The following is a 21,338-nucleotide window of genomic DNA, read 5'->3' on the forward strand; positions in this document are numbered from 1 at the left end:
AACTATCTAATGATATGTTTCTTTCCGTTTTGTATGTAAATGCCACGAGATAGTTGAGAGCCCTCAATGCTTGTCCCCACATACTCTCCTTGTAAGTTAAAGACGGCATTGTCTTGTCTTTTAACCTGCTTTGTTGGTAGGTTTATACCCGTTGTTTCTTCATTGATAATGGTAACTGCTTGAAGGTTCTTTACTATTGTTGTACCATTCGAGAAGATACTAACGTCGTTAGCAGTAGTGCTTGTAGGAAAGAGTCGTACCGAGAAAGCATAACTATCATTGATGAATACGTCAAGAATACTATGGTCGAAGAGTGCACAAAGTTTCACATCTGTATTCTTAATATTGGTTGCTAAATAGCCTTTATATACTCCGTTATATGTCCCGTTGTCGTTGGTTATTCGAGATATAGCAGCTACATTCACGCTAACACTATTGTCGTTAGGATCGATAATAACCTTTGCACCATCAAGGAACTGTACTCCAAAGGCAACATTATTAGCAGAAAATGTGCCATTCACCATAAATGCTCGTCCGTCAACAGGGGCTAATGATTCCGTTCCGTTTAGTTGGAGATTGGTCTTAGTAACTCTTTGTCCGAATCGGAGACTAGCCAGTGCAACATCATAAGGCTTCTGTTTTAGAATGCCATCAGTCGATAGTGTCACCTCACGAGGGAAGCTATAAGTATGTGCCCACCCCATCTTATAGTTATCTTCTGATGACAATTTATCTGGAACAATACCCATGAGAATAGTCTTCCCATCCTTTTGCATGAAACTAGGGGATAAAAGTCCATATCCATCATGACTAGTCCCTTCAAGTTCTAACTGACGTGGGGTTTGGTTATCAGGATTAAATGACCCATCCGCATTGATACTTCCGACCCAGTAAAGTGTACGAACCCCCGCACCTGTTCCTTGTGGAGTTATAGTAAAGAGCCACTTGTTTCCCATCTTTGTTAGCGTTGGCATTTCCCAGAAAGTGCCGTCTGTTGTAGCATTATTACCATGAAAGAAGATCTTACCATCATTACTCCAGCTTCCATTTACAAAGTGATGTAGCGTGCAAGCACCGATGCCATTCTTCGAACTTCCTACAATGATATACTTCTCTCCATTGGCTTCAAAGTAATAAGGATCGCGGATGTCGTCACTAAGACCTTGCGGTCTACCATCGATGATAACGCCCTTTTTTGTCCAATTGATGAGTTCGTCATCATTTGGTGTAGCTTGAATCATACGTGCCTTAACATTATCAACACCTGTATAAATAACATTAGGCTTACCATTAACCATCATTAGCGCACCACTCCAACACCCTTTTATATCATAAGTTTCACTGGGAGCAATTGCAATTTGTTCCTCATTCCAATCTACAAGGTTCGTACTTGACAGATGTCCCCAATGCAAACGTGCCATATAAGGTCCATTGGCATTCTTCTGAAAGAATAGGTGATACTTACCATTATAGTAAATCAACCCATGTGTCTCATTCGTCCAATTAGCAGTAGGCATACCATGGAAGGTTGGTCGGAGTTGGCTATCAGCAAATCTACTAACAGATACAGGGAACATTACTTGTCCATCCTTTGTACCCATTTCGTCGGCAGTCAACACTTTATTGTATATGTCGATATCATCTATGATACCATTAAATGTATTGATATTGAATGGTCCAAACTTCTGTTCTTCATTTGACTTTCCGATATAGACCTTACCAGAACCAGGCATAAAGTCATTATTAATATTCCTCTGTGCTACCTGCTTACCGTTGTTATAAAGTGTGAGCTTACGCTTATCTCTATCTATCGTTGCAACGAGATGATTCCAGCAATAACAAGGAAGTTTACCTTGCGCTTTTACTATGGTTTCCCATCCATTGGCTGAACAGACGAAACGCCAGTCGCCTTGTGATGACACCTGAAAAGCAAATCCTTTCTTCTCTATTACATCATAGTCGCCAGCAATAGTCGCAAAAGTAGGATTGACCTCAGCCTCCTGAGCATTCATCATCGGATAAGTCTCCATCGCACACCAAAGAGAGAAACTAACCTTCTTTCTATCCACGTGCGACATATCTGTGGTGGCAATTCCGTATGTTGAGTAACCATCAGTACGTAGTCCTTTACCAATAGCAGCCGTTACAAACTCTGATGCATGCACTCCCTTCCATTCTATGTTATTGTCTGTACCATCTAAAGAAAGGTGTACAGCCGATTGTGCCATAGCTGTGTTTCCTCCCACAATAGAGACTAATAAAGCAATTATAACCGATTTATTCATGCCGTTATAGCGTAATTATATTTATATGTTCCGTGTCAAATCAACAAAACTAGTGTTAGAAAAGACTTTTATGTATGTTTAAAACCAACGCTCAATAAGACCTCTTGTGCCCTACAAGCTTGTAGAACAAATTATACAAACGTGTAGAACACCATCGAGAAAGGTCGACAAACAATTACTTCAAATAATCAATACAGTTCTTTGTGAACCGCTCTATATTATTTTGATAAATGTTTGTTGTTCCGTTCTCTTCCCATTCGTATGCAGAGAGACCAATAGCAATAATGCGTCCAGCATAGTTTGCCGTTGGATTGAACTCAATAACGCCTGCACAACAATAATCCTCTACGTGTCCCCATGTTGCAAGTACGGTTGAATTAGTCTCACCCTCAAAAGCCTTTACGACGTTACCCGCATTAGGTGAAGTCTGTGGTAAGCCATAGGCATTCAAATCCCACATACAGTTGTGATCTTCGCGCATACCTGGTCCTTCCAAGCCAAATGTTTCATGTGCGAAATCATGGTTAATAGTCAGACCTTCAAATGCCTTATGCGAACGATGATCGTAGGGTTCAGATTGTCCTGCACCGATAACAGCCTGCATGGTCCAATTATCTGTACCAACTCCACCGGTACCAGCACTGTATATACCTGGTGCAAAACGTTCACTAATTCTACCAATTGCAACAGAGAGTTGTGTCGCTTGCTTTGTTAAGAGAAGGTTACCACCTTCCTGTACATATTGTTTCAATGCAGCAATAGCCTTGTTGCTAATAAACTCGGAAGGTAGATTATTCCATCCCTTAGCTAATCCAATGCGGTCAATCTGAATCCAAATCATACTATACTCATCAGGATATAGGTTATCTAGGTCAGCTGGTGTGAGGATAACGCCATTCGGATAAGTCTTTTGAAACCATGTAGCTGCAGCCTTCTCATCATCATCTTCGATATCATTCACACTATTATAAGGAATGAGATAGCCCACCTTCGCATTTGCAGTATAAGCTACATTCTTTGTGACAGATTGTCCATCAGATACACGACCATCTACATAGCGTGCCTTAACCGTGTAGATTAAATCCTGGTTAATAGCTACATGCTTGTCAAGATAGCTTGTGAAAAGACTATCCTTGCCAATGAGTAAATGCTCGCCAAGTGCATCAGTCTTATACAAGTTAACACCAATTGCTCCTGTCGGATTTATCCATTTGAGTGTAACGTTACGCCCTGCGACATCAGCATTGAGATCACTAACCTTCTCAGAAGTAACTGCAGAAGGAATGTCTACATCAGAACATGAGCTAAATCCCATACCAACGATGAGTGCAGTGACAAGACTTAAATATATCTTTTTCATTTTGTTACGATGTTTAGTTAGATTTCTTTTAATCATTATGAAGTATCGATTGAGGTTATAGGAAAGAAAGAGACTACTTTCGTTCCTTTACCACCTTTTACTTATAGAGTCCGTGTGAATTATCTATTTCAGATACTGGTGCTGGAAGATAAACCTCATTCTCTGTTATACTACAACCCGTATAGTAAGGACGGAGTTGTGCCTCACTTTGCATATAAGTATTGACAGTAGGAACGACTATGTTCCAACGAATGAGGTCGAACCAACGCTGTCCTTCCATTGCTAATTCGAGTCGACGCTCCATACGTACAGCCTTACGAGCATAATCTTGTGTCCAACCAGTTGCTGGATAGAGTCCGACATAATAGCTAGCCTTGTTAGGGTCAAGGTCTACTGGACTATAGCTTGCGTCGACAGAGCGAGCTGCTTTCTGACGAATCTGATTGATTATATTACGTGCATCATCAAGGTTTTGGTTCAATTCTATTTCAGCTTCTGCTTTTAGAAGAAGAATATCTGCATAGCGAATAAGCATGAAGTTCAAAGAACTTGCACCCCATGGAAACCCTTTGACCATATCAGGCGAAGAAGGATCGATGAGCCCTTTCTTACCAGAATACTCTCCGTAGATATCCTTTGCACGACACCATTTATCGTTGTAAATATGTCCACGGAATGGGAAACCAATACGTCCTACAGTAAAGTCGAGGCGTGGATCTATGTTGTCTGTATAATCGTCTGTTAGTTTAACATTATTGAATGTTCCGTCAAGATAAGGTAATCCGTTTGCATCTGTGCGGAAGGCGTTGACAAGATTCTGGCTTGCAAGGAAGAAATCATCGCCATTCCCGAATAGATTACCATCACTATAAGTTGTGTTCAATAGGTTGTTCCAATTGATATGTGCGTTGTTATTTGCTGTTGAGAACTGAATAGCAAATATAGACTCCTTCTTATTATTGTAAGCTATCTTACTCATATCGCTAAAGTTATCATACAACTGATACTTCCCACTATTGATTACCATGTTCGCATAAGTCAGTGTATTTGTGTAGTCATCAGTCTGCGCATAGACCTTTGCGAGGATGGATGCAGCAACAAACTTGTTAACACGTCCCACCTGAATAGAGTTCTCTGGTAGTACGGCGACAGCGTCTTTCAAATCATTCTCAATCTTCTCATAGATTTGAGCCTTGGTAAACTCTGTATTTGTCTTACCATTCGGATCTTCTGTCTCATCGAAGTAAGCGATGTTCTTGAATACTCGATTAAGATCAAAATAGAAGTAGGCACGAAGTGTCTTCAACTCACCCAACAGCTCACTCTTCTCTGCATCAGATAGCTTTGAATCCTTGATAGCATTCATAGCTTTGTGTACACGAGAAATTGCATAGTAGTTATTCTCCCATTTGAAAAGGCAGGTTGGGTTGTCAGATGATATATTACTTACTTCTAACTGATGAATATTCCCCTCCATAGAGATACCACCACCTCCTTTGTAAGCATCATCAGAACGAACATCAAAGACCCAGTTTGTAATAGGACCAGCAAAGCTCTCATTGTTACCAAAGAAGTGACATTCAAGTCCAGCGTATGCCGCAGATAAAAGAGACTCAACACTATTATCATTGAGTTGTTCTTTCGTAATCTCGCCTTTTGGTGCTAAATCCAATGCATCATTACAAGATACAACTGTGAGAGATAGAGCTAGCATAGCTACGCCCAAGGCTATTTTATTATATATAACTTTCATTTCTTTTAATCTATTTAGTTACTTTAGAATGTCAAGTTTACGCCTAATGTGAAGGTTCTTGAACGTGGATATGGACCATTGTCAATACGTGATCCATAAGCCCCGAGTGGTACTTCTGGATCGAGACCCTTATACCCTGTGATAGTAAAGATGTTCTCTACCTGACCATATATGCTTAAGTTTGATACGTGAAGTGCTTTTAACACATTGCTTCCAAAGTTATATGAAAGCTTTATATACTTCAGTTTCAAGTAAGAGCCATCCTCTAGGAAGTAATTGCTCATACGTACATCATTACTGTTATCTGCGACAGAGATTGCAGGAATAGAAGCATTAGGATTGCTTACACTCCATGCATTGAGGACATCTGTACTACGATTTGTGCTAACACCACCATAGCTCATAAACTCTAACTGACGCTTAGTTGTGTTATAGATATCAAATCCAAAGTCGCCAGAGAAGAACATATCTAGTGACCAGTTCTTATAGTTTGCATTGAGGTTCAAACCAAGAGATAAGTCTGGGTTAGGGTCACCTATGATAGTACGATCAGCCTCATTGATAACATCGTTTCCATCTAGGTTTCGGAACTTAAGATGTCCAACTTGTTTTATACCATCAGCGTATACAGCATGGTTAGCGACTTCTTCTGCTGTTTTGAAAATACCATCACAAACATAACCATAGTAAACTCCCATTGGTTGACCCTCTATGATACGATAGTCACCACCCATAGATTCCACTTTATCGTTAAGTCTAGTTACCTTATTCTTGTAATGAGATATATTCAAAGAACCATTCCATTGCCAGTCACCATGCTGTGCTGAATGGTAAGCGAGGTTCAATTCCCAACCATGATTATCCATGTCTCCAGTGTTCATGTAGTACTGTGCATTCTCACCAGCAACAGCCAACGTTGGAGGGATGGTAATCATATCGCAGGTTTTCTTCCAATAGTAATCGAATGATAGTGAGAGGGTGTTCTTAAAAAGAAGAGCATCAAAACCAAGGTTGGTCTGTGTGGTAGTCTCCCATTTAAGATCTTTGTTACCCATACGCTTAACGGTCATACCACCAACTACATCTTTACCCGTGCCATTAAGGTCATAACTACCATTACCAAGATTGTAAGCGTATGTGGTGTAATAAGCATAAGGAGAATCAATGGCAGAGTTACCATTCTGTCCCCATGCGATACGTAATTTAAGATCGTTTAAAAAGTCGTTTTTGTGAAAGAACTTCTCTTCAGAAACACGCCAAGCTGCAGAGAACGCAGGAAAGACACCAGAGTTGTTGTTCTTAAAGAGGCGTGATGTTTGGTCACGACGTAATGTTGCACTGAAAAGATAACGATCCATGAAGTTGTAATCAACCTTTCCAAAAAGAGAGAATAACGCCCATTCACTCTTGTTTCCACCATTAGTTTGTGTTCCCTCACCAGCATCTAGCACCATATAGTCGGCATCCTCAAAGGCATATCCATTACGGAAAGCACTAAAACCATCAAATGAGTATTTGATGAACTCAGTACCTAGAAGGAAGTTGAAATGATGACGATCGTTAATATCGAGTAAATAGTTTGCTGTGTTCGTCCATGTGAAAGTATTACCTTCGCCATAACCACGATCTACACTATTATTGTCACTTGCTAAAATTCTACGACCTAAAGTCTGATTTTTGTATTGTATGTGTTCGTATCCTAAGTTCGTCTTTAAAGATAGACCCTTGATTGGATATATCTCCAAATAACCATTACCAAAGATACGCCAGCTATCATTCTCATTATCACGAGCATTGTAAATCTCCTGTAATGGGTTGGCAATATCAGAATTAGCCAACTTCATTGGAGAAGCGAATCTACCATCTGCATCGTAAACGGGGATAGCAGGGTGTTGACGCATTGCGGTATAAGGAATACCACGGTCAGCATTCGTTGCAACTCCAAGATTTGACCATTGGCTAACCATAAGGTTCTCTCCTAACTTCACATATTTAGATATATTATAGTCTGAGTTGAGGCGAACACTATAGCGACGATAGAAAGTTTTGTCTATCAAACCATTCTGTTTAATATAGTTTGCACTGAAGAGCATTGAGCCTTTCTCCGATGAATTCTGAACGCTTGCACTAAGGTTATGAGTCCAAGCAGGTGAATAAACTTCATCTTGCCAATTAGTATTAGAAGCCTTTATCTTATGCTCAGCATCAAGATACTCAACGAGTTTAGGCTCATTACCAGCACCATAGAAAGGATGAGATGGATGAAGACCTGCGTTCTTATTAGCCGTCCAGTAAGCTTGCCCCCACTGCTCAGCATTCATCATTTTATAAGTCTTTGCGATAGTCTGAAGTGATGCACTATAATCAACGTTTACCATTAAACGATTACCCTTACCTTTCTTTGTAGTAATGATAATAACGCCATTTGCGGCACGACTACCATAGATAGAGGCTGAAGAAGCATCTTTTAATACCTGAATGCTCTCGATATCTGCAGGGTTTAAAGAGTTTAGGTTTTCACTAGTTGCCACACCATCAATGATGTAAAGAGGATTTGATGCGTTGATAGTACTCATACCACGAACATGGATTGAGGAACTACCTCCACCAGGTGCTGCATCTGTGACAATGTTCACACCAGCTAATTTACCTTGCATAGAACTAAGCATGTTCGGTTCAGACTTACTCATTGCACCCTTCATGTCCATAACAGCAACAGCACCAGTAAGATCGGCTTTACGTTGAGTAGTATAACCTGTAACAATTACTTCATTCAATTCATTGGCCTCTTGCTTCAGCTTAATATTCATCTTTGATGAGGCTTTTGCTTCAATAGTTGAATAACCAATGTAAGAGATAGTGAGTGGAGACCCCTCGTTGGCTTTTAAACTAAAGTTACCGTCAATGTCTGTTACAGTTCCATTGGCTGTACCTTTTTCCATGATAGTGGCACCAATGACAGGTGCGCCAGTCTCATCGACTATGGTACCACTTGCAGTAATCTTGTTCTGTGCATAAATGATAGAACAGAACATAAGAAGTACTGCACTCAAAACGATTTTCCTTATTCTTTCCATTAAGAAAATGATTGATGTTAGTAATTTTGGATTTATGAATTCTGACGCAAAACTACTATTTGAAGATAAAAAACATGTGCAATTATCGTTCTCTCTATATAACAAATGTTACCTAGAGTTGATAATTGATAAAAATGTACGTTCTTAACGAAAATCCTTTTATTTAAATCCAAGAAAAAAGTAAGTATTTCCTCCTCATTTCTTCGGATTCTCTCCAAACTCCTCCTTATAACATTTAGAAAAATAGCTAGGAGTGGAGAATCCTACAGAATATGCTATCTCTGACACCGTACGTTCAGTCGTTTGAAGGAGATGGCGAGCACGAGTGAGACGGGCTTTACGTACGATTTCTACAGGAGAATTACCAGTAAGAGCCTTTACTTTCCGATAAAGCTGTACACGAGAAAGTCCGATTTCATCGCCAATCTGCTCTACACTTAAATCACTATTTGCAAGATTCTCTTGTATAATCTTTCGTAATTGTTTGAGGAAAGACCTGTCCGTTTCATTCGATAAATTACCGATTTGATCGTCCTCAACGCCTTTTGATAGTACTTGACTTAGCTTCTTCCTACTTTCTATAAGATTCTCAATGCGTGAAAGAAGCAGTCGTAAAGAGAAAGGTTTGGCTATATAGGCATCTGCCCCATGTTCATAACCTTCTGCACGTTGTTCGTCTAGATTACGTGCTGTAAGTAAAATGACAGGAATATGACTGATGGCCTTGTCTGTCTTGAGTTCTTGACAAAACTCCAAACCATCCATTATGGGCATCATAATATCCGACAGAATTATGTCTGGAACAATCCTTCTTGCCAATTCTAACCCACTCTTTCCATCACTTGCTTCGCTCACATTATAACTCTCAGACAACACAGTTCTTAGGTAAGTACGAATGTCATTATTATCATCAATGATCAACACCTCTGGTTTATCAGTCTGATAAAGCTGAATAAGGTCATCAATATGTCGTGCCTGATTAGGAATCTCTTGCGTTTCGGTGTAGTCAACCACCTGTTCAATAGAATCGGTTGATTGTTCTGTCACTTTTCCCTCTTGCCAACGAGGAATATTGATAGTAAATGTACTACCTTTTCCTATCTCACTTTTGACACTCACCTCTCCGTGATGTAACTCTGTGAAAGCTTTCACAATAGCCAACCCAATACCCGTCCCACGACCTGAATTTTTGGCTTGATAAAATCGGTTAAAGATATAAGCTAGTTCGTCAGAGGCTATACCACAACCATTGTCTGTCACACTAATGGTGACGTGTCCATCTTTTTCGATGGCTTTGAAAAGAATATTCCCACCCTCCGATGTATATTTCAAAGCATTACTAAGAAGGTTATAACAGATACGCTCTATCTTATCATGGTCTGCTCTGAGCATTATTTTTTCAGAGGCATCCATACTGATGATAATATGCTTTTTCTGTGCAGATGTATTGAATAGTTTAATCCATTGCTTCATATTCTCTGTAAGATTAAAGTCAGAGAGGCGAAGCTCCATCTTTCCATTTTGAACTTTACGGAAGTCTAGAATTTCATTAACCAATTGTGTCAAGACAAGCACATTACGTTGTACTATCTGAAGCATATTTCGTTGTTGTAAATTAAGGTTATCATCATGAATAATATAGTTCACAGGGTCAGCTATCAACGTAAGTGGTGTACGCAATTCATGACTTATATTTGTAAAAAACTGAAGTTTTGCTTTGTTGGCTTCTTCCTCTATTCTTCGCTTCATAAGGATGGTTCGATAGATATAAACCATAATACCTATCAGCAAGAGAAGGATTATGCTAAAAAGCACAATATACATCTTTTGATGATTATATTGCACTAAATAAGTATCCACTTTCCCATGAAGTGCATTGAGACGAGCAGTTTGCTTAATCATCTCTTCATTTTGCATAAGAAGAACATTAGCATTTGCCTTTGTCACTAATGCACCTTTTAGATAGTTATCACGCTTATAAGGCTTCTTCTCAAGGATATTCAATGCCAATTGCATAACGGCATCACCACGAGTAGGATAGATATAAGAAGCTTCTAAATTACCATCCCGCACATTCTCCATACCACCTCCTGGAACAGGAAGAGCATCTATTCCGACTATCTTTATCCCCTTTGCCCCATGTTTCCTAATGGCTTGCAAAGCTCCCAAGCCCATACGATCATTTTGTGCGAAGACATATTGGATAGGCTCTTGTGCTTGTGTGAGTATACTGTCCATAGCCATTACACCACTCTCTTTTACCCAATCTCCATGCTTACGAGCAATCACTTTTACCCCTGAATAATCCTTTAGTGCATCCATGAAACCACGATCACGTTCTATGGCGGGCGATGATGCCTTCAATCCACAAATCTCTACTATATTGCCTTTCCCCTCAAGTTGTTGAGCGATGAAATGGCCTATTTCGTGTCCAGCCTCATAGTTATCCGCCCCTATAAAGGCTGTATATTTCTTAGAATCTGTCTTCCGATCGAAAAGAATAACAGGTATACCTTTGTCGTATGCTTTATCAATAACGGCAGAGATTGTATGTACTTGGTTAGGAGAGACTATAAGAAGATCAACGCCTTCATTGATGAATTGATTAATTTGCTTAGTTTGTAAGCGATCGTTATCATTGGCTGATGCAAACTTCAAACTCACATTATCATGTTGATAAGTGCTCATCACTAGTTCGTTATTCAACTTATTACGCCATATATCTCCCGAACATTGTGAAACACCAATAACATATTTCTTCCCATTATTATCTGTGCAATTAGTGAGAAGAAGGGCAAGAAGAATCATCCAAATGTATTGTCTCATATAAATTCAGATCTTAAACATTATATTATAGAGGTACAAAAATTTACAAAGAGACACCCTTTCTTCTATATACGCAAATGTTATTCATTTATTCGTCTTTCATAGAAACCAGTACTTCAAATAAATAGTCTTACACACAAAAAAAATATCGACAACATCCTTTGAAGGACATTGCCGATACCTTTATCATATAATGTTTCTGTATTAGTCAGCGTATGGAATTGTCTTCCACAAACGGATAGGAGCCTTCATGATGAGACCTTCAACAAATCGTGAGTCGTTAACATAAGACTTCTTATGATCTTGATCTAATGGCGTACGTGTGTAAAGATAACAGTTGAAGAATCCACTTATATCGTCGGCAACAACTGAATATCTAAATGTTACAGACAACTTTGGTGCTTTGTGGGCATTATCTTGCATTGCACCACCACCAGGAGCTTGAGTTGCATAACGTCCACCAGCTGGTGCATCATCTGGTGTCCAATATTGTGCACACTTACCAATAGTGTTAGCATTAAAGTACCACCATGTTTGTCCTTCATTTGAACTGGCAGGTTTTGAAGGGTCTTTAGTTGATGCAACATCATATATACCTGCGTAAGGAACGATACGTTCTACATCATTTGGATATGTACCAGTAATTGGTTTAGCCCAGAAGTCTTCGTTAGCAATATCATCCATATCAAGAACAAAGCGTGGACCAAGATAACGCTGTTTAAGGATTGCATTGCCATTCTTGTCTTCCCAGCGCATAACATAACGATAGTCATTCTTGTCAATCCATGGTGCTGATTCGAAAACACCAGAACTTGCTCTTGTTAGAGGATTCTTGGCATAACCTTGGTAAGCTTGTCCTTCACCTGTATTGCTTATATAGCTTGGTTGTTTTGACAAACCAATCATATAAGCTATTAGATTTCCTTGGCTATCTCTTACACCCTTAGAGTAAGATTGGAATACAAGTTTCGTTCCATTCCAACCTGGTAATCTTGCTGGTGATACGATGCCCATAGAGCAGTTATATGTATTTCCATTATTACGGAATCCAGAGAATCCATAGAATTGTGGAAGAATACTACGCCAATATTCGTGGTGTGCAAACATATAACCAGCAGGAACCTTTGAAGGGTTATTAACGTTAGTCTCTATCTCACTATATGAATAACGTTGTGTATGTGCGACGTCCTGATTAGCATCACTTGAAAGTTCAGCATCAGTACCGAAGTTATCGTGTTTAGCAATATAGCTCAATGGAGGGAAGTTATATACAACACTTCCCTTAGCTGGATAGTTTCTACCAGACACATAATCAGCACGTGTACCATAAGCAGGTATCATATTGATAGATGTTGGTACAACCTTGTTTCCTGCACTTGTCTCTGTTGGTATTGCCATCAACATGAACTGTGTCTTAGAGATTTGTTTTGTCTCAACAGGATTACCAACTCCCTCTTGAGAGCTGTATATATTTATTGTCTGTTGTTTAGGAGCCATCCAAACGTATACATAACCTTTGTCAGAACCACCATTTGCAAGCGATACGAAGTCATTGAACTTATAATCGTAATAGCTAAGGTCATTGTGTATGCTGAATTTATTTGTTGAAGCCAAGCTTGTTATCTTAGCATCAGTAATAGCACGCTGAGTGAAATTAAATGCCTTGAATACCTTCTTATAATCATTTGATGTCGCATCATTGAGGACGCCATCTTGTGTATCAGCAAGGTCTGAAGTTGCTACATTATCAAATGAGCTTAGGTCGAACTGACCAACGAGAATGTTACTTGTGATGATACGGACACCATCATACTTAAAGCCGAAACCAGTATTGTTAGTCACCTTCAAGCGTACGATAGAACCAAATTGCTTGAAACGAACAGGAACATTTGCCTTAATTGTTTTCTTTGCTTGGTTAGTTTCCAACTTACGCCAACCGAAGACGTAAGGGATTTCTGCGCCAAAGGTTGTCTTGCTTCCACTTGTTGTAGGTGTATAATCTCCAACGAAGCCATCGAACTTAACATTACTATTTGTGTTGTCCAACTCTCCACCTAAGATACCACATACATACCATGTGCCTTGGCTAAGGTTAGTACCACTTTTCATCTCGAAAGTCTCGCTTGATTTCAAAGTCAACTTACCACCCTGTGTGTAAGTCCACATTGTCTTCACCTTTGTTACAGGCTGGCTTGCGTTGTCACTTTTGAATATAAGTATAACAGGAACCTTCGTGCCTGTGGTAAGCTCGTGCGCACTTGCTCCAACACCATTGTAAAGACCTTTAGCGGTTGGGAAACCTCCGTTGTCCTTTACTTCATAACCAATAGCACGACTAGTGGGGTGTACTACTGCATCACTCTGCATTTCACCTTCCATCGCCATAGAAACCTTTACACCAGGTCCATCATTATTAGTCGCATTTGTCTCTGATACATCCTTGTCTGCACAACTCGCAAATATCAATGTACAGAAAGCGATGCACGAATAAAGTAATTTCTTCATCTGTCTTTTAAACTTAATTATGTCTTGGGATTTCTTTGATCCCATTACGTTAATAGTCTTTTAAATTTTAGAAAGCTGTTGGGTTAGACTCTTCTGGGTCATCTGCATCTTCACCAGAATCAATACTACCATGTATACCACTTTGTGCATGGAATCCACCCTCCATAAACTCGTCAGTGTAAAGGCTTAACACCTGTGCGTTAGGCTTTACATAATCTTTCTTCTTCATATCAAAATAATCACTAAACGGAGTTTCCTCACCTTAATATTACTGAGGACGTTGAACTCCAAAATTATGGTTTATAATTTGTTATACAATCTAAAATTATCGAAGTTAATTGTCGTGAATAAAACAATAGTGGTTTTACACTCTTGAAAAATAGTCTTCCAAAACGGATGCAAAGTTAACTATAAATCGCACAATAACAATGTGTTAACGAGAACAATTTTAATATTTTAACTATAATGAATATCATTCCTCTTGATTCGTTATAAGTAAATAAGACTTAAAATGTAAATATTTGTCTATACTTTGACACGAGGTTATATTACTGAGAATTGTGAGGTTCTTGAGCATTTAAAGTTAGATTGAAGGTTGAGAAGAGAGGGAAAGGATTGTATGAAGTATTGACAATAGTTAGTAAAATTTTAATTATAGAATCTTACACAAACAGGATGACTCAGATGGATATCCTGGTTCGTATTCTTGAGCATACCAGTATTCTTGTCTCGTGAAAAAACTTGAATTTTGTTAGCATCACGACAAGCCACAAGGAGGAATTTACCATTGGGCGTGATGGCAAAATTACGGGGATGTTTGCCCGTTGATTGTTTGCCTACTCGCGTTAGCGTTCCATTGCCATTCACACGGAAGATCGTGATTCCATCCCCTTTTAGGCGTGTACTAGCATAAACAAATTTACCATCTGGGCTGACATGAATATCTGCACCTCCTTGCGCACGTGCATCATCAGCCACTAGCGTTTGGATTTCCTTCAACTTTCCTTCTTCATAAGTGAACACCGTCACTTTCCCTGACAATTCACTCATAAGATAAGCATATTTACCATTGGGAGAGAAGGTGATATGACGAGGTCCAGAACCAGCTTTCAGATGAGCGGCTATGCCGTGATCTTCAAGTTTTTTCTTATCCTTATCATAATAGAAGCTAAGTATCCGATCCCCACTAAAGTCTGTTGAAAGAATATAACCATCAGGGGCAAAGATAGCACAATGGGCATGAGGCGTATTCTGACGCGTCTTGTTAGGTCCGCCTTTTTTACTACTTACCATAAGAAGTGACTTATCCAACGTGCCGTTTTTTAAGATAGGGAATACAGAAATTGTACCACTCGAATAATTTGCCGTGAGCGCAATCTTTCCGTCAGTATCAACATAACATGGATCTGCGCCATGCGTCAGTTGAGAGTTCATCAATCCTAAGTCGCCCTTCACAGGGTCAAAGCTGATGGCATTAAGTGCTGCTGTGGCATTGTTTTTCTCGCTTACAGCATAAATAAAACGCCCATTCTTGCTAAAGGTGAAATAAGAAGGATTATCGACTTTTAACGAGCTGAGTTCCTTTGCAGAGCCATTAGAATCATCAAAAGAGAAGGAATATAAACCCTTACTTCCTGCGTCAGTATAAGTACCAACAACCATCTTAATGCCGTTTTCAGCTCTATTCAGACCAGGGATAAGAGCCAATGTAAGTCCCAATAAAATAGCTTTTGTTTTCATTGAATAAATGTTTATAGGTGTTTGTTTTGTTATTCAGAGAACGCTATCTAGCAATGCCATACAGAATCTCCGAACGCCTGCAAAAGTAAGGAAAAGTTCTAGAAAGATTCGGCTTTTTTACTTTTTTGACTTCATGGCGCAGATTTTAAAAAAAATGAATAGAACTTTATTAAAAAGGGTTTAAATGGTTCGAGACAAATCTGTTCGTTCAGCACCTTCCGTCGAAACGGATTCCAGCACTTCAATGCAGATTTCTTTAATCCAGCGTTAAAAAGTTCGCCTTCATACACGGAGTATCGCAAGAGGCAAGAGAAAGCACAGAGCACCTTTACGAACAATTCGTCGACTAGCAAATTCGCTAACTCGAGGGAATCATTATATTGATTTTGGAATTTTATTTTTTGGATTATCTTAGTAATCATAACGCTGGATTTTTCGTTTAACAAGTTACAGGTCAATGGTTTTTAATCATCAATGCAAAGATACGAAGAATCGAAGAAGGAAGCAAGAAAATGAGGGTAACGAGGAGGTGTTAGTGCTCAACAAAATGACGCAAACACTGATAACTAACTAATAATCAGCATAATACACAAACACAGTTTTCGCATTTACGAGTGAAAAAAAGCCTCCCCCGACCCCTCCGAAAGGAGGGGAGTTCAATTCGCTCAGAGGAGGAAACAAAAGATATTATTACAAATCTTCAGCAAATAGGACATCCCCTCCTTTCGGAGGGGCTTGGGGAGGCTTCCCATGTTACACCGTTACACGTTACACGTTACATTTTTGATGATGGTAATATGCAGGGGCAGGGGGAGAGAAAGTTTATTATTATATATAATATATATATTATATATAATAATAATTTTATTTATATTTTAATTTATAATTTATTTACCTTAAAAATCTACATTTTACTACTATTCGTCTTATTATGCCTTTTTTTGCCCTTAAATTCTACAATTTTTATCCCCTTATTAACGTGTGAGGTATAAAATGTAACGTGTAATGCGTAACGTGTAACATGAAAAAGCCTCCCCCGACCCCTCCGAAAGGAGGGGAGCCCTTTCACGCAAGAGGCGTACAATAATAACGGGTAATTAGCATGCAAGCTAACGTGTTTATTACTATAGTTATTACTCCAGTAATCGAAAAGTAATCATAGTTTTGAACTTTGATTTTTGAGTAGACACGTTGTGGGCACACATCCCCTCTTTTCGGAGGGGCTTGGGGAGGCTTTGTCTACTCATCTACCTCGATGAAATCGGGCTTTTTTGAAGATTATAGCCTCGAAGAGAGGGGATAATTACCCCTGGCGAGGGCTTTATAACCTCACATTAACCCCTTCTGTTAGAGTGCAAAACTGTGTAAAAAACACTTACCAAAAACATTCACATTATAAAAGCAATAACAAAACATGCCCCTCTCTTTATGCGATTTTGCAATATCCTCCTAATAGAGATCTCGGATTCCCATCCTTTGAAAAACAAATATATTCGATTCCAAAACTATAATCCTCCCTCTCAAAACCTTATATTATTTAGCACTCAAACCAGTTCTTTTTTGTGCTAAAAACCATTCCTTGCACTAAAAACCTTATCCTTATAGCACTAAAACCTCACTTTGCCCTGCTTTTCATTATAATAATTTTAGTGGTCTTAAAATAAACATTTTTGAAGATGAGAAAGCATTATAACAAGAGTATTTTTATTATTATGATGATAAAAAAAGCACGATTTCTTATGATTGGGGAGGACAAGAAGAGGATGATTGGTTAAATAATCGTAAATAACACAGAATGGTTATAGGAAATCATATATATAAGGTAGAAAACAATTACCTTTGCAGTCCGATTATTATAGGGGTACTCTTAGAGCCCCATACGAATCATGTTAATAGTGTTGTCTTTGGCCGGGCGACATGGTTAGGCAAAGCATGTTCGTGAAATAGAAAACGTTTTTTAGTAGTAAAATTATTAATTTTTTAAAATGGACACTTTAAGTTACAAGACTATTTCCGTTAATAAGGAAACAGCTAAGAAAGAGTGGGTCGTTATTGACGCGAGCGATCAGATTGTAGGTCGCCTTTGCTCTAAAGTAGCTAAGTTACTTCGCGGAAAGTACAAGCCAACTTTCACTCCACACGTAGATTGTGGTGACAATGTAATCATTATCAATGCAGCTAAGGTTGTATTCTCTGGCAAGAAGGAGACAGATAAGGTTTACACACGTTATACTGGTTACCCAGGTGGTCAGCGTTTCAATACTCCAGCACAGCTTCGTGCTCGCAAGAATGGTATTGACAAGATGATTCGTCACGCCGTAAAGGGTATGTTACCAAAGGGTCCTCTAGGTCGTCATTTGCTGGATAACCTTTATGTTATCGACGGTACAGAGCTCAACGGTCTCGAGGCACAGAAGCCAAAGGCAATTGATATTAACCAGTATAAATAATAAGGAGAAAGATGGAAGTAATTAATGCAATTGGTCGCCGTAAGAGCGCAGTCGCTCGTGTTTACCTCTCAGAGGGCACCGGTAAGATCACAATTAACAAGAAAGATTTAACTGAATTCTTCCCATCAGCTATCCTGCAATACGTGGTTAAACAACCACTGCAGTTGCTCGGTGTAGAGGGTCAGTATGACATTAAGGCTAACCTCGATGGTGGTGGCTTTACAGGTCAGAGCCAGGCATTGCGTCTTGCTATTGCGCGTGCATTGGTAAAGGTTAACGCAGAAGATAAGAAGGCATTGAAAGCTCAAGGTTTCTTGACTCGTGATAGTCGCTCTGTTGAGCGTAAGAAGCCAGGTCAGCCAAAGGCTCGTGCTCACTTCCAGTTCAGTAAGCGTTAATATTTTTCTTTGGTCTTTATAATCTTGAGAATTTATATGTACATTTAGTATGTTCGTATTAAAGACATAAAAGGTCGAAGATCAAAGAAAAAGAGTTTAGTATCTAAATTAATGAGATTCCTTTATCGGGGGACTACTCATTGATTGATTCTAACAAGCCTGACGAAGCTTATTCGTCAAGAAAGAATTAAAAAGAAAGTAAACAAGTAAAAACAAAACAACATGTCAAGAACAAATTTTGACCAGTTATTGGAGGCAGGATGCCACTTTGGCCACCTCCGTCGTAAGTGGAATCCAGCAATGGCGCCTTATATCTTCATGGAGCGCAATGGTATCCACATCATCGATCTTCACAAGACAGTGGCTAAAGTTGATGAAGCCGCAGAAGCACTCAAGGGCATTGCTAAGAGTGGAAAGAAGATTTTGTTTGTCGCTACTAAAAAACAAGCTAAGGAAGTTGTAGCTGAGAAAGCTGCATCTGTTAATATGCCATACGTTAATGAACGTTGGGCCGGTGGTATGCTGACCAACTTCCCTACAATCCGTAAGGCAGTTAAGAAAATGACGAACATCGACAAGTTGATGAACGACGGAACATTCTCTAACCTCTCTAAGCGTGAATTGCTCCAAATCTCTCGCCAGCGTGCAAAGCTCGAGAAGAACCTTGGTTCTATCGCTGACTTGACTCGCTTGCCATCTGCACTCTTCGTTGTAGATGTAATGAAAGAGCACATTGCCGTTAAGGAGGCTAATCGCTTGGGCATTCCTGTATTCGGTATTGTTGATACTAACTCTGATCCTAAGAACATCGATTATGTTATTCCAGCAAACGATGATGCAAAGGATTCAGTAGCAGCAATCCTTGGTGCTTGCTGTGAGGCTATTGCTGAAGGTCTTACAGAGCGTAAGGCTGAAAAGGCCGATGAGAAGGCTAATGCAGAGCAGTCTGAAGTAGCACCAGAGGCTAAGCCAAAGCGTTCTGCTCGTAAAACAGAAGAAGCTCCAAAAGCTAAGAACGAAGCACCAATTGCTGAGTAAAAAATGAAACATAGTGGGCGCTGGTGAGTGCTAATGAACTCTTGTATCTTTTGAGATATAGGTTCATCATCTCTCATCAACGCCCACATTATTTAATAATATTAGAAAGGAAAAACAAAAATGGCTGTATCTATTGAAGATATCAAGAAGCTCCGCGCTATGACTGGCGCAGGTTTAGCAGATGTAAAGAAGGCTCTCACAGAGGCTGAAGGCGACTTCGACAAAGCAAAAGAATTGCTTCGTGAGCGTGGTTTAGCAATTGCGGCTAAGCGTTCTGATCGTGAGACATCTAATGGTTGTGTGCTTGTAAAGCAGGTTGATGGCTTTTCTGCTATGATTGCTGTTAAGTGCGAGACCGACTTCGTGGCTAATGGTAAGGACTTCATTGCATTGGTTCAAGAGATTTTGGATGCTGCTGTGGCAAACAAGTGCCAGAGCCTCGATGAGGTTAAGGCATTAAAGCTTGCTAACGGAGAAGATGTAGCTACTGCTGTTCAACAGCGCTCTGGTGTAACTGGCGAGAAGATGGAGCTTGATGGTTATAACTTCCTAGAGGGTGAGAATGTATCTGTTTATGATCACATGAACAAGCATACCCTTGCGACTATGGTTCAGCTCAATGAGAATAACGAGGACGCTGGTCACAAGATTGCGATGCAGGTAGCAGCAATGAAACCAGTTGCTTTGGATGAAGCTTCTGTACCACAATCTGTAAAGGATGAAGAGTTCAAGGTGGCTGTTGAGAAGACAAAGGAAGAGCAGGTTGAAAAGGCTGTTGTAGCAGCTATTAAGAAAGCTGGTATCAACGCAAACTTGGTTGATAGTGATGATCACATCGAGTCAAACATCAACAAGGGTTGGTTGACCCGTGAGGAAGCTGACAAGGCGATTGAGATTCGTAAGACTGTTGGTGCAGAGAAAGCCGCTAACCTCAACGAGGGAATGATTCAAAACATTGCTAAGGGTCGTTTGAACAAGTTCTTCAAAGAGAACTGTTTGGTTGATCAAGAGTTCCAATTTGGTGATGGTGATAAGCAGAGCGTTGGCGAGTGGCTTAAGGCTCAAGGTAAGGATTTGAAGATCGTTGCTTACAAGCGTTTCACACTCTCTGCAGACTAATCAACGTATATCGTTAAAGCAAAATAAGCAAGGAGTTGTAGGAAAGCCATCAGGCTCCTGCAACTCTTTTTTAGATTATTAGCTCATCAGAATCATGACTGTCCATATTGATGGGATTAATGGTTGTGGATGAGATAAGCAAGATAAGATATGAAAATATTTGCAGTCGGCATGAATTATGTCGGATACAATAAAGCACTAAATGAGCCGTTATTGAAACAAGATGATCCTGTTATCTTTACTAAAGCAGACTCTTCTCTATTGAAAGATAGGAAGCCTTTCTTCATTCCAGATGAGTTAGGAACTATAGAATATGAAGCTGAAATCGTTGTAAGAGTTTGCCGTTTGGGTAAGTCTATATCCGAGCGTTTTGCCTCTCGATATTATGATGCTGTAACAGTGGGTATCGACTTTACGGCACGTGACTTACTAAGGAAACTGAGCCAGCAGGGACTTCCTTGGGATATGAGTAAGAGTTTCGATGGAGCTGCTGCACTAGGCGAATGGGTTTCAAAAGATAAGTTCTTGGATATTCAACGTCTTCGCTTTCACCTTGATGTCAATGGGGAAACAAAGCAAGAAGGATGTACGAGCGATATGATCTATAAGGTGGATAAAATCATAAGCTATATTAGTCGGTTTTTCACACTAAAGACTGGAGACCTTATTTATACTGGTTGTCCTACTAGTGGATTCCCTGTACATATCAACGACCGCCTTGAAGGATATATAGAAGAACGTAAGGTACTGGATCTTCATTGTAAGTAAAAGGTATAAAAGCTATTTA

The 21,338-nt window shown here is 39.6% G+C and carries 13 protein-coding genes; 5 read left to right on the forward strand and 8 right to left on the reverse strand.

Annotation, left to right across the window (positions count from 1 at the left end; all coding sequences use genetic code 11):
• Positions 1-2: 2 nt before the first annotated feature.
• The 8 genes from HMPREF9969_RS08660 to HMPREF9969_RS08690 all read right to left on the reverse strand — a co-directional run bounded on the left by HMPREF9969_RS08660 (position 3) and on the right by HMPREF9969_RS08690 (position 15,546).
• A complete protein-coding gene (locus HMPREF9969_RS08660; RefSeq protein WP_232212665.1) occupies positions 3-2,285 on the reverse strand; it encodes a LamG-like jellyroll fold domain-containing protein in 2,283 nt (760 codons plus the stop codon).
• Positions 2,286-2,460: 175 nt separating this feature from the next.
• Positions 2,461-3,645 (reverse strand): DUF4960 domain-containing protein, encoded by a 1,185-nt coding sequence (locus tag HMPREF9969_RS08665; protein ID WP_009435523.1) that lies wholly within the window; start codon positions 3,643-3,645, stop codon positions 2,461-2,463.
• 97 nt (positions 3,646-3,742) lie between these two features.
• Entirely contained in the window at positions 3,743-5,398 is a 1,656-nt protein-coding gene (locus HMPREF9969_RS08670) for a RagB/SusD family nutrient uptake outer membrane protein (protein ID WP_009435444.1), read from the reverse strand.
• 23 nt (positions 5,399-5,421) lie between these two features.
• Complete coding sequence (locus tag HMPREF9969_RS08675; RefSeq protein WP_036895575.1) at positions 5,422-8,475, reverse strand: SusC/RagA family TonB-linked outer membrane protein; 3,054 nt, start codon at positions 8,473-8,475, stop codon at positions 5,422-5,424.
• A 195-nt stretch (positions 8,476-8,670) separates the two neighbouring features.
• Complete coding sequence (locus HMPREF9969_RS08680; RefSeq protein WP_009435445.1) at positions 8,671-11,301, reverse strand: substrate-binding domain-containing protein; 2,631 nt, start codon at positions 11,299-11,301, stop codon at positions 8,671-8,673.
• A 204-nt stretch (positions 11,302-11,505) separates the two neighbouring features.
• Positions 11,506-13,806, reverse strand: coding sequence for a hypothetical protein (locus HMPREF9969_RS08685; protein WP_036895597.1), 2,301 nt, complete (start codon positions 13,804-13,806; stop codon positions 11,506-11,508).
• A gap of 67 nt (positions 13,807-13,873) precedes the next feature.
• A complete protein-coding gene (locus HMPREF9969_RS13050) occupies positions 13,874-14,035 on the reverse strand; it encodes a hypothetical protein (protein ID WP_009435409.1) in 162 nt (53 codons plus the stop codon).
• Between the two features lie 419 nt (positions 14,036-14,454).
• The gene (locus HMPREF9969_RS08690; RefSeq protein ID WP_009435505.1) at positions 14,455-15,546 is read right to left on the reverse strand and encodes a lactonase family protein; all 1,092 of its coding nucleotides are present in this window, start codon (positions 15,544-15,546) and stop codon (positions 14,455-14,457) included.
• A 1,985-nt stretch (positions 15,547-17,531) separates the two neighbouring features.
• Here HMPREF9969_RS08690 and rplM point away from each other — a divergent pair.
• From rplM to HMPREF9969_RS08725, 5 genes are all read left to right on the forward strand, one after another.
• Positions 17,532-17,996, forward strand: a complete 465-nt coding sequence (gene rplM / locus HMPREF9969_RS08705) for a 50S ribosomal protein L13 (protein ID WP_009435477.1) — start codon at positions 17,532-17,534, stop codon at positions 17,994-17,996.
• 11 nt (positions 17,997-18,007) lie between these two features.
• Positions 18,008-18,394 carry a 30S ribosomal protein S9 gene (gene rpsI, locus HMPREF9969_RS08710; protein ID WP_009435516.1) on the forward strand — a complete coding sequence of 129 codons (387 nt, stop codon included), beginning with the start codon at positions 18,008-18,010 and terminating at the stop codon, positions 18,392-18,394.
• A gap of 222 nt (positions 18,395-18,616) precedes the next feature.
• The gene (gene rpsB / locus HMPREF9969_RS08715) at positions 18,617-19,432 is read left to right on the forward strand and encodes a 30S ribosomal protein S2 (protein WP_009435436.1); all 816 of its coding nucleotides are present in this window, start codon (positions 18,617-18,619) and stop codon (positions 19,430-19,432) included.
• A gap of 120 nt (positions 19,433-19,552) precedes the next feature.
• Positions 19,553-20,551: a translation elongation factor Ts gene (tsf, locus tag HMPREF9969_RS08720; protein ID WP_009435503.1), complete on the forward strand. Its 999-nt coding sequence runs from the start codon at positions 19,553-19,555 to the stop codon at positions 20,549-20,551.
• Between the two features lie 150 nt (positions 20,552-20,701).
• Positions 20,702-21,319, forward strand: coding sequence for a fumarylacetoacetate hydrolase family protein (locus tag HMPREF9969_RS08725; protein WP_009435428.1), 618 nt, complete (start codon positions 20,702-20,704; stop codon positions 21,317-21,319).
• Positions 21,320-21,338 lie beyond the last annotated feature (19 nt).

It is taken from the genome of Prevotella sp. oral taxon 306 str. F0472, from assembly GCF_000257925.1.
GTDB classification, from domain to species: domain Bacteria; phylum Bacteroidota; class Bacteroidia; order Bacteroidales; family Bacteroidaceae; genus Prevotella; species Prevotella vespertina.

Coding starts and splice junctions, on each gene's coding strand:
- HMPREF9969_RS08660 (WP_232212665.1), bottom strand. CDS start 2,285: ATGAATAAATCGGTTATAATTGCTTTATTAGTCTCTATTGTGGGAGGA.
- HMPREF9969_RS08665 (WP_009435523.1), bottom strand. CDS start 3,645: ATGAAAAAGATATATTTAAGTCTTGTCACTGCACTCATCGTTGGTATG.
- HMPREF9969_RS08670 (WP_009435444.1), bottom strand. CDS start 5,398: ATGAAAGTTATATATAATAAAATAGCCTTGGGCGTAGCTATGCTAGCT.
- HMPREF9969_RS08675 (WP_036895575.1), bottom strand. CDS start 8,475: ATGGAAAGAATAAGGAAAATCGTTTTGAGTGCAGTACTTCTTATGTTC.
- HMPREF9969_RS08680 (WP_009435445.1), bottom strand. CDS start 11,301: ATGAGACAATACATTTGGATGATTCTTCTTGCCCTTCTTCTCACTAAT.
- HMPREF9969_RS08685 (WP_036895597.1), bottom strand. CDS start 13,806: ATGAAGAAATTACTTTATTCGTGCATCGCTTTCTGTACATTGATATTT.
- HMPREF9969_RS13050 (WP_009435409.1), bottom strand. CDS start 14,035: ATGAAGAAGAAAGATTATGTAAAGCCTAACGCACAGGTGTTAAGCCTT.
- HMPREF9969_RS08690 (WP_009435505.1), bottom strand. CDS start 15,546: ATGAAAACAAAAGCTATTTTATTGGGACTTACATTGGCTCTTATCCCT.
- rplM (WP_009435477.1), top strand. CDS start 17,532: ATGGACACTTTAAGTTACAAGACTATTTCCGTTAATAAGGAAACAGCT.
- rpsI (WP_009435516.1), top strand. CDS start 18,008: ATGGAAGTAATTAATGCAATTGGTCGCCGTAAGAGCGCAGTCGCTCGT.
- rpsB (WP_009435436.1), top strand. CDS start 18,617: ATGTCAAGAACAAATTTTGACCAGTTATTGGAGGCAGGATGCCACTTT.
- tsf (WP_009435503.1), top strand. CDS start 19,553: ATGGCTGTATCTATTGAAGATATCAAGAAGCTCCGCGCTATGACTGGC.
- HMPREF9969_RS08725 (WP_009435428.1), top strand. CDS start 20,702: ATGAAAATATTTGCAGTCGGCATGAATTATGTCGGATACAATAAAGCA.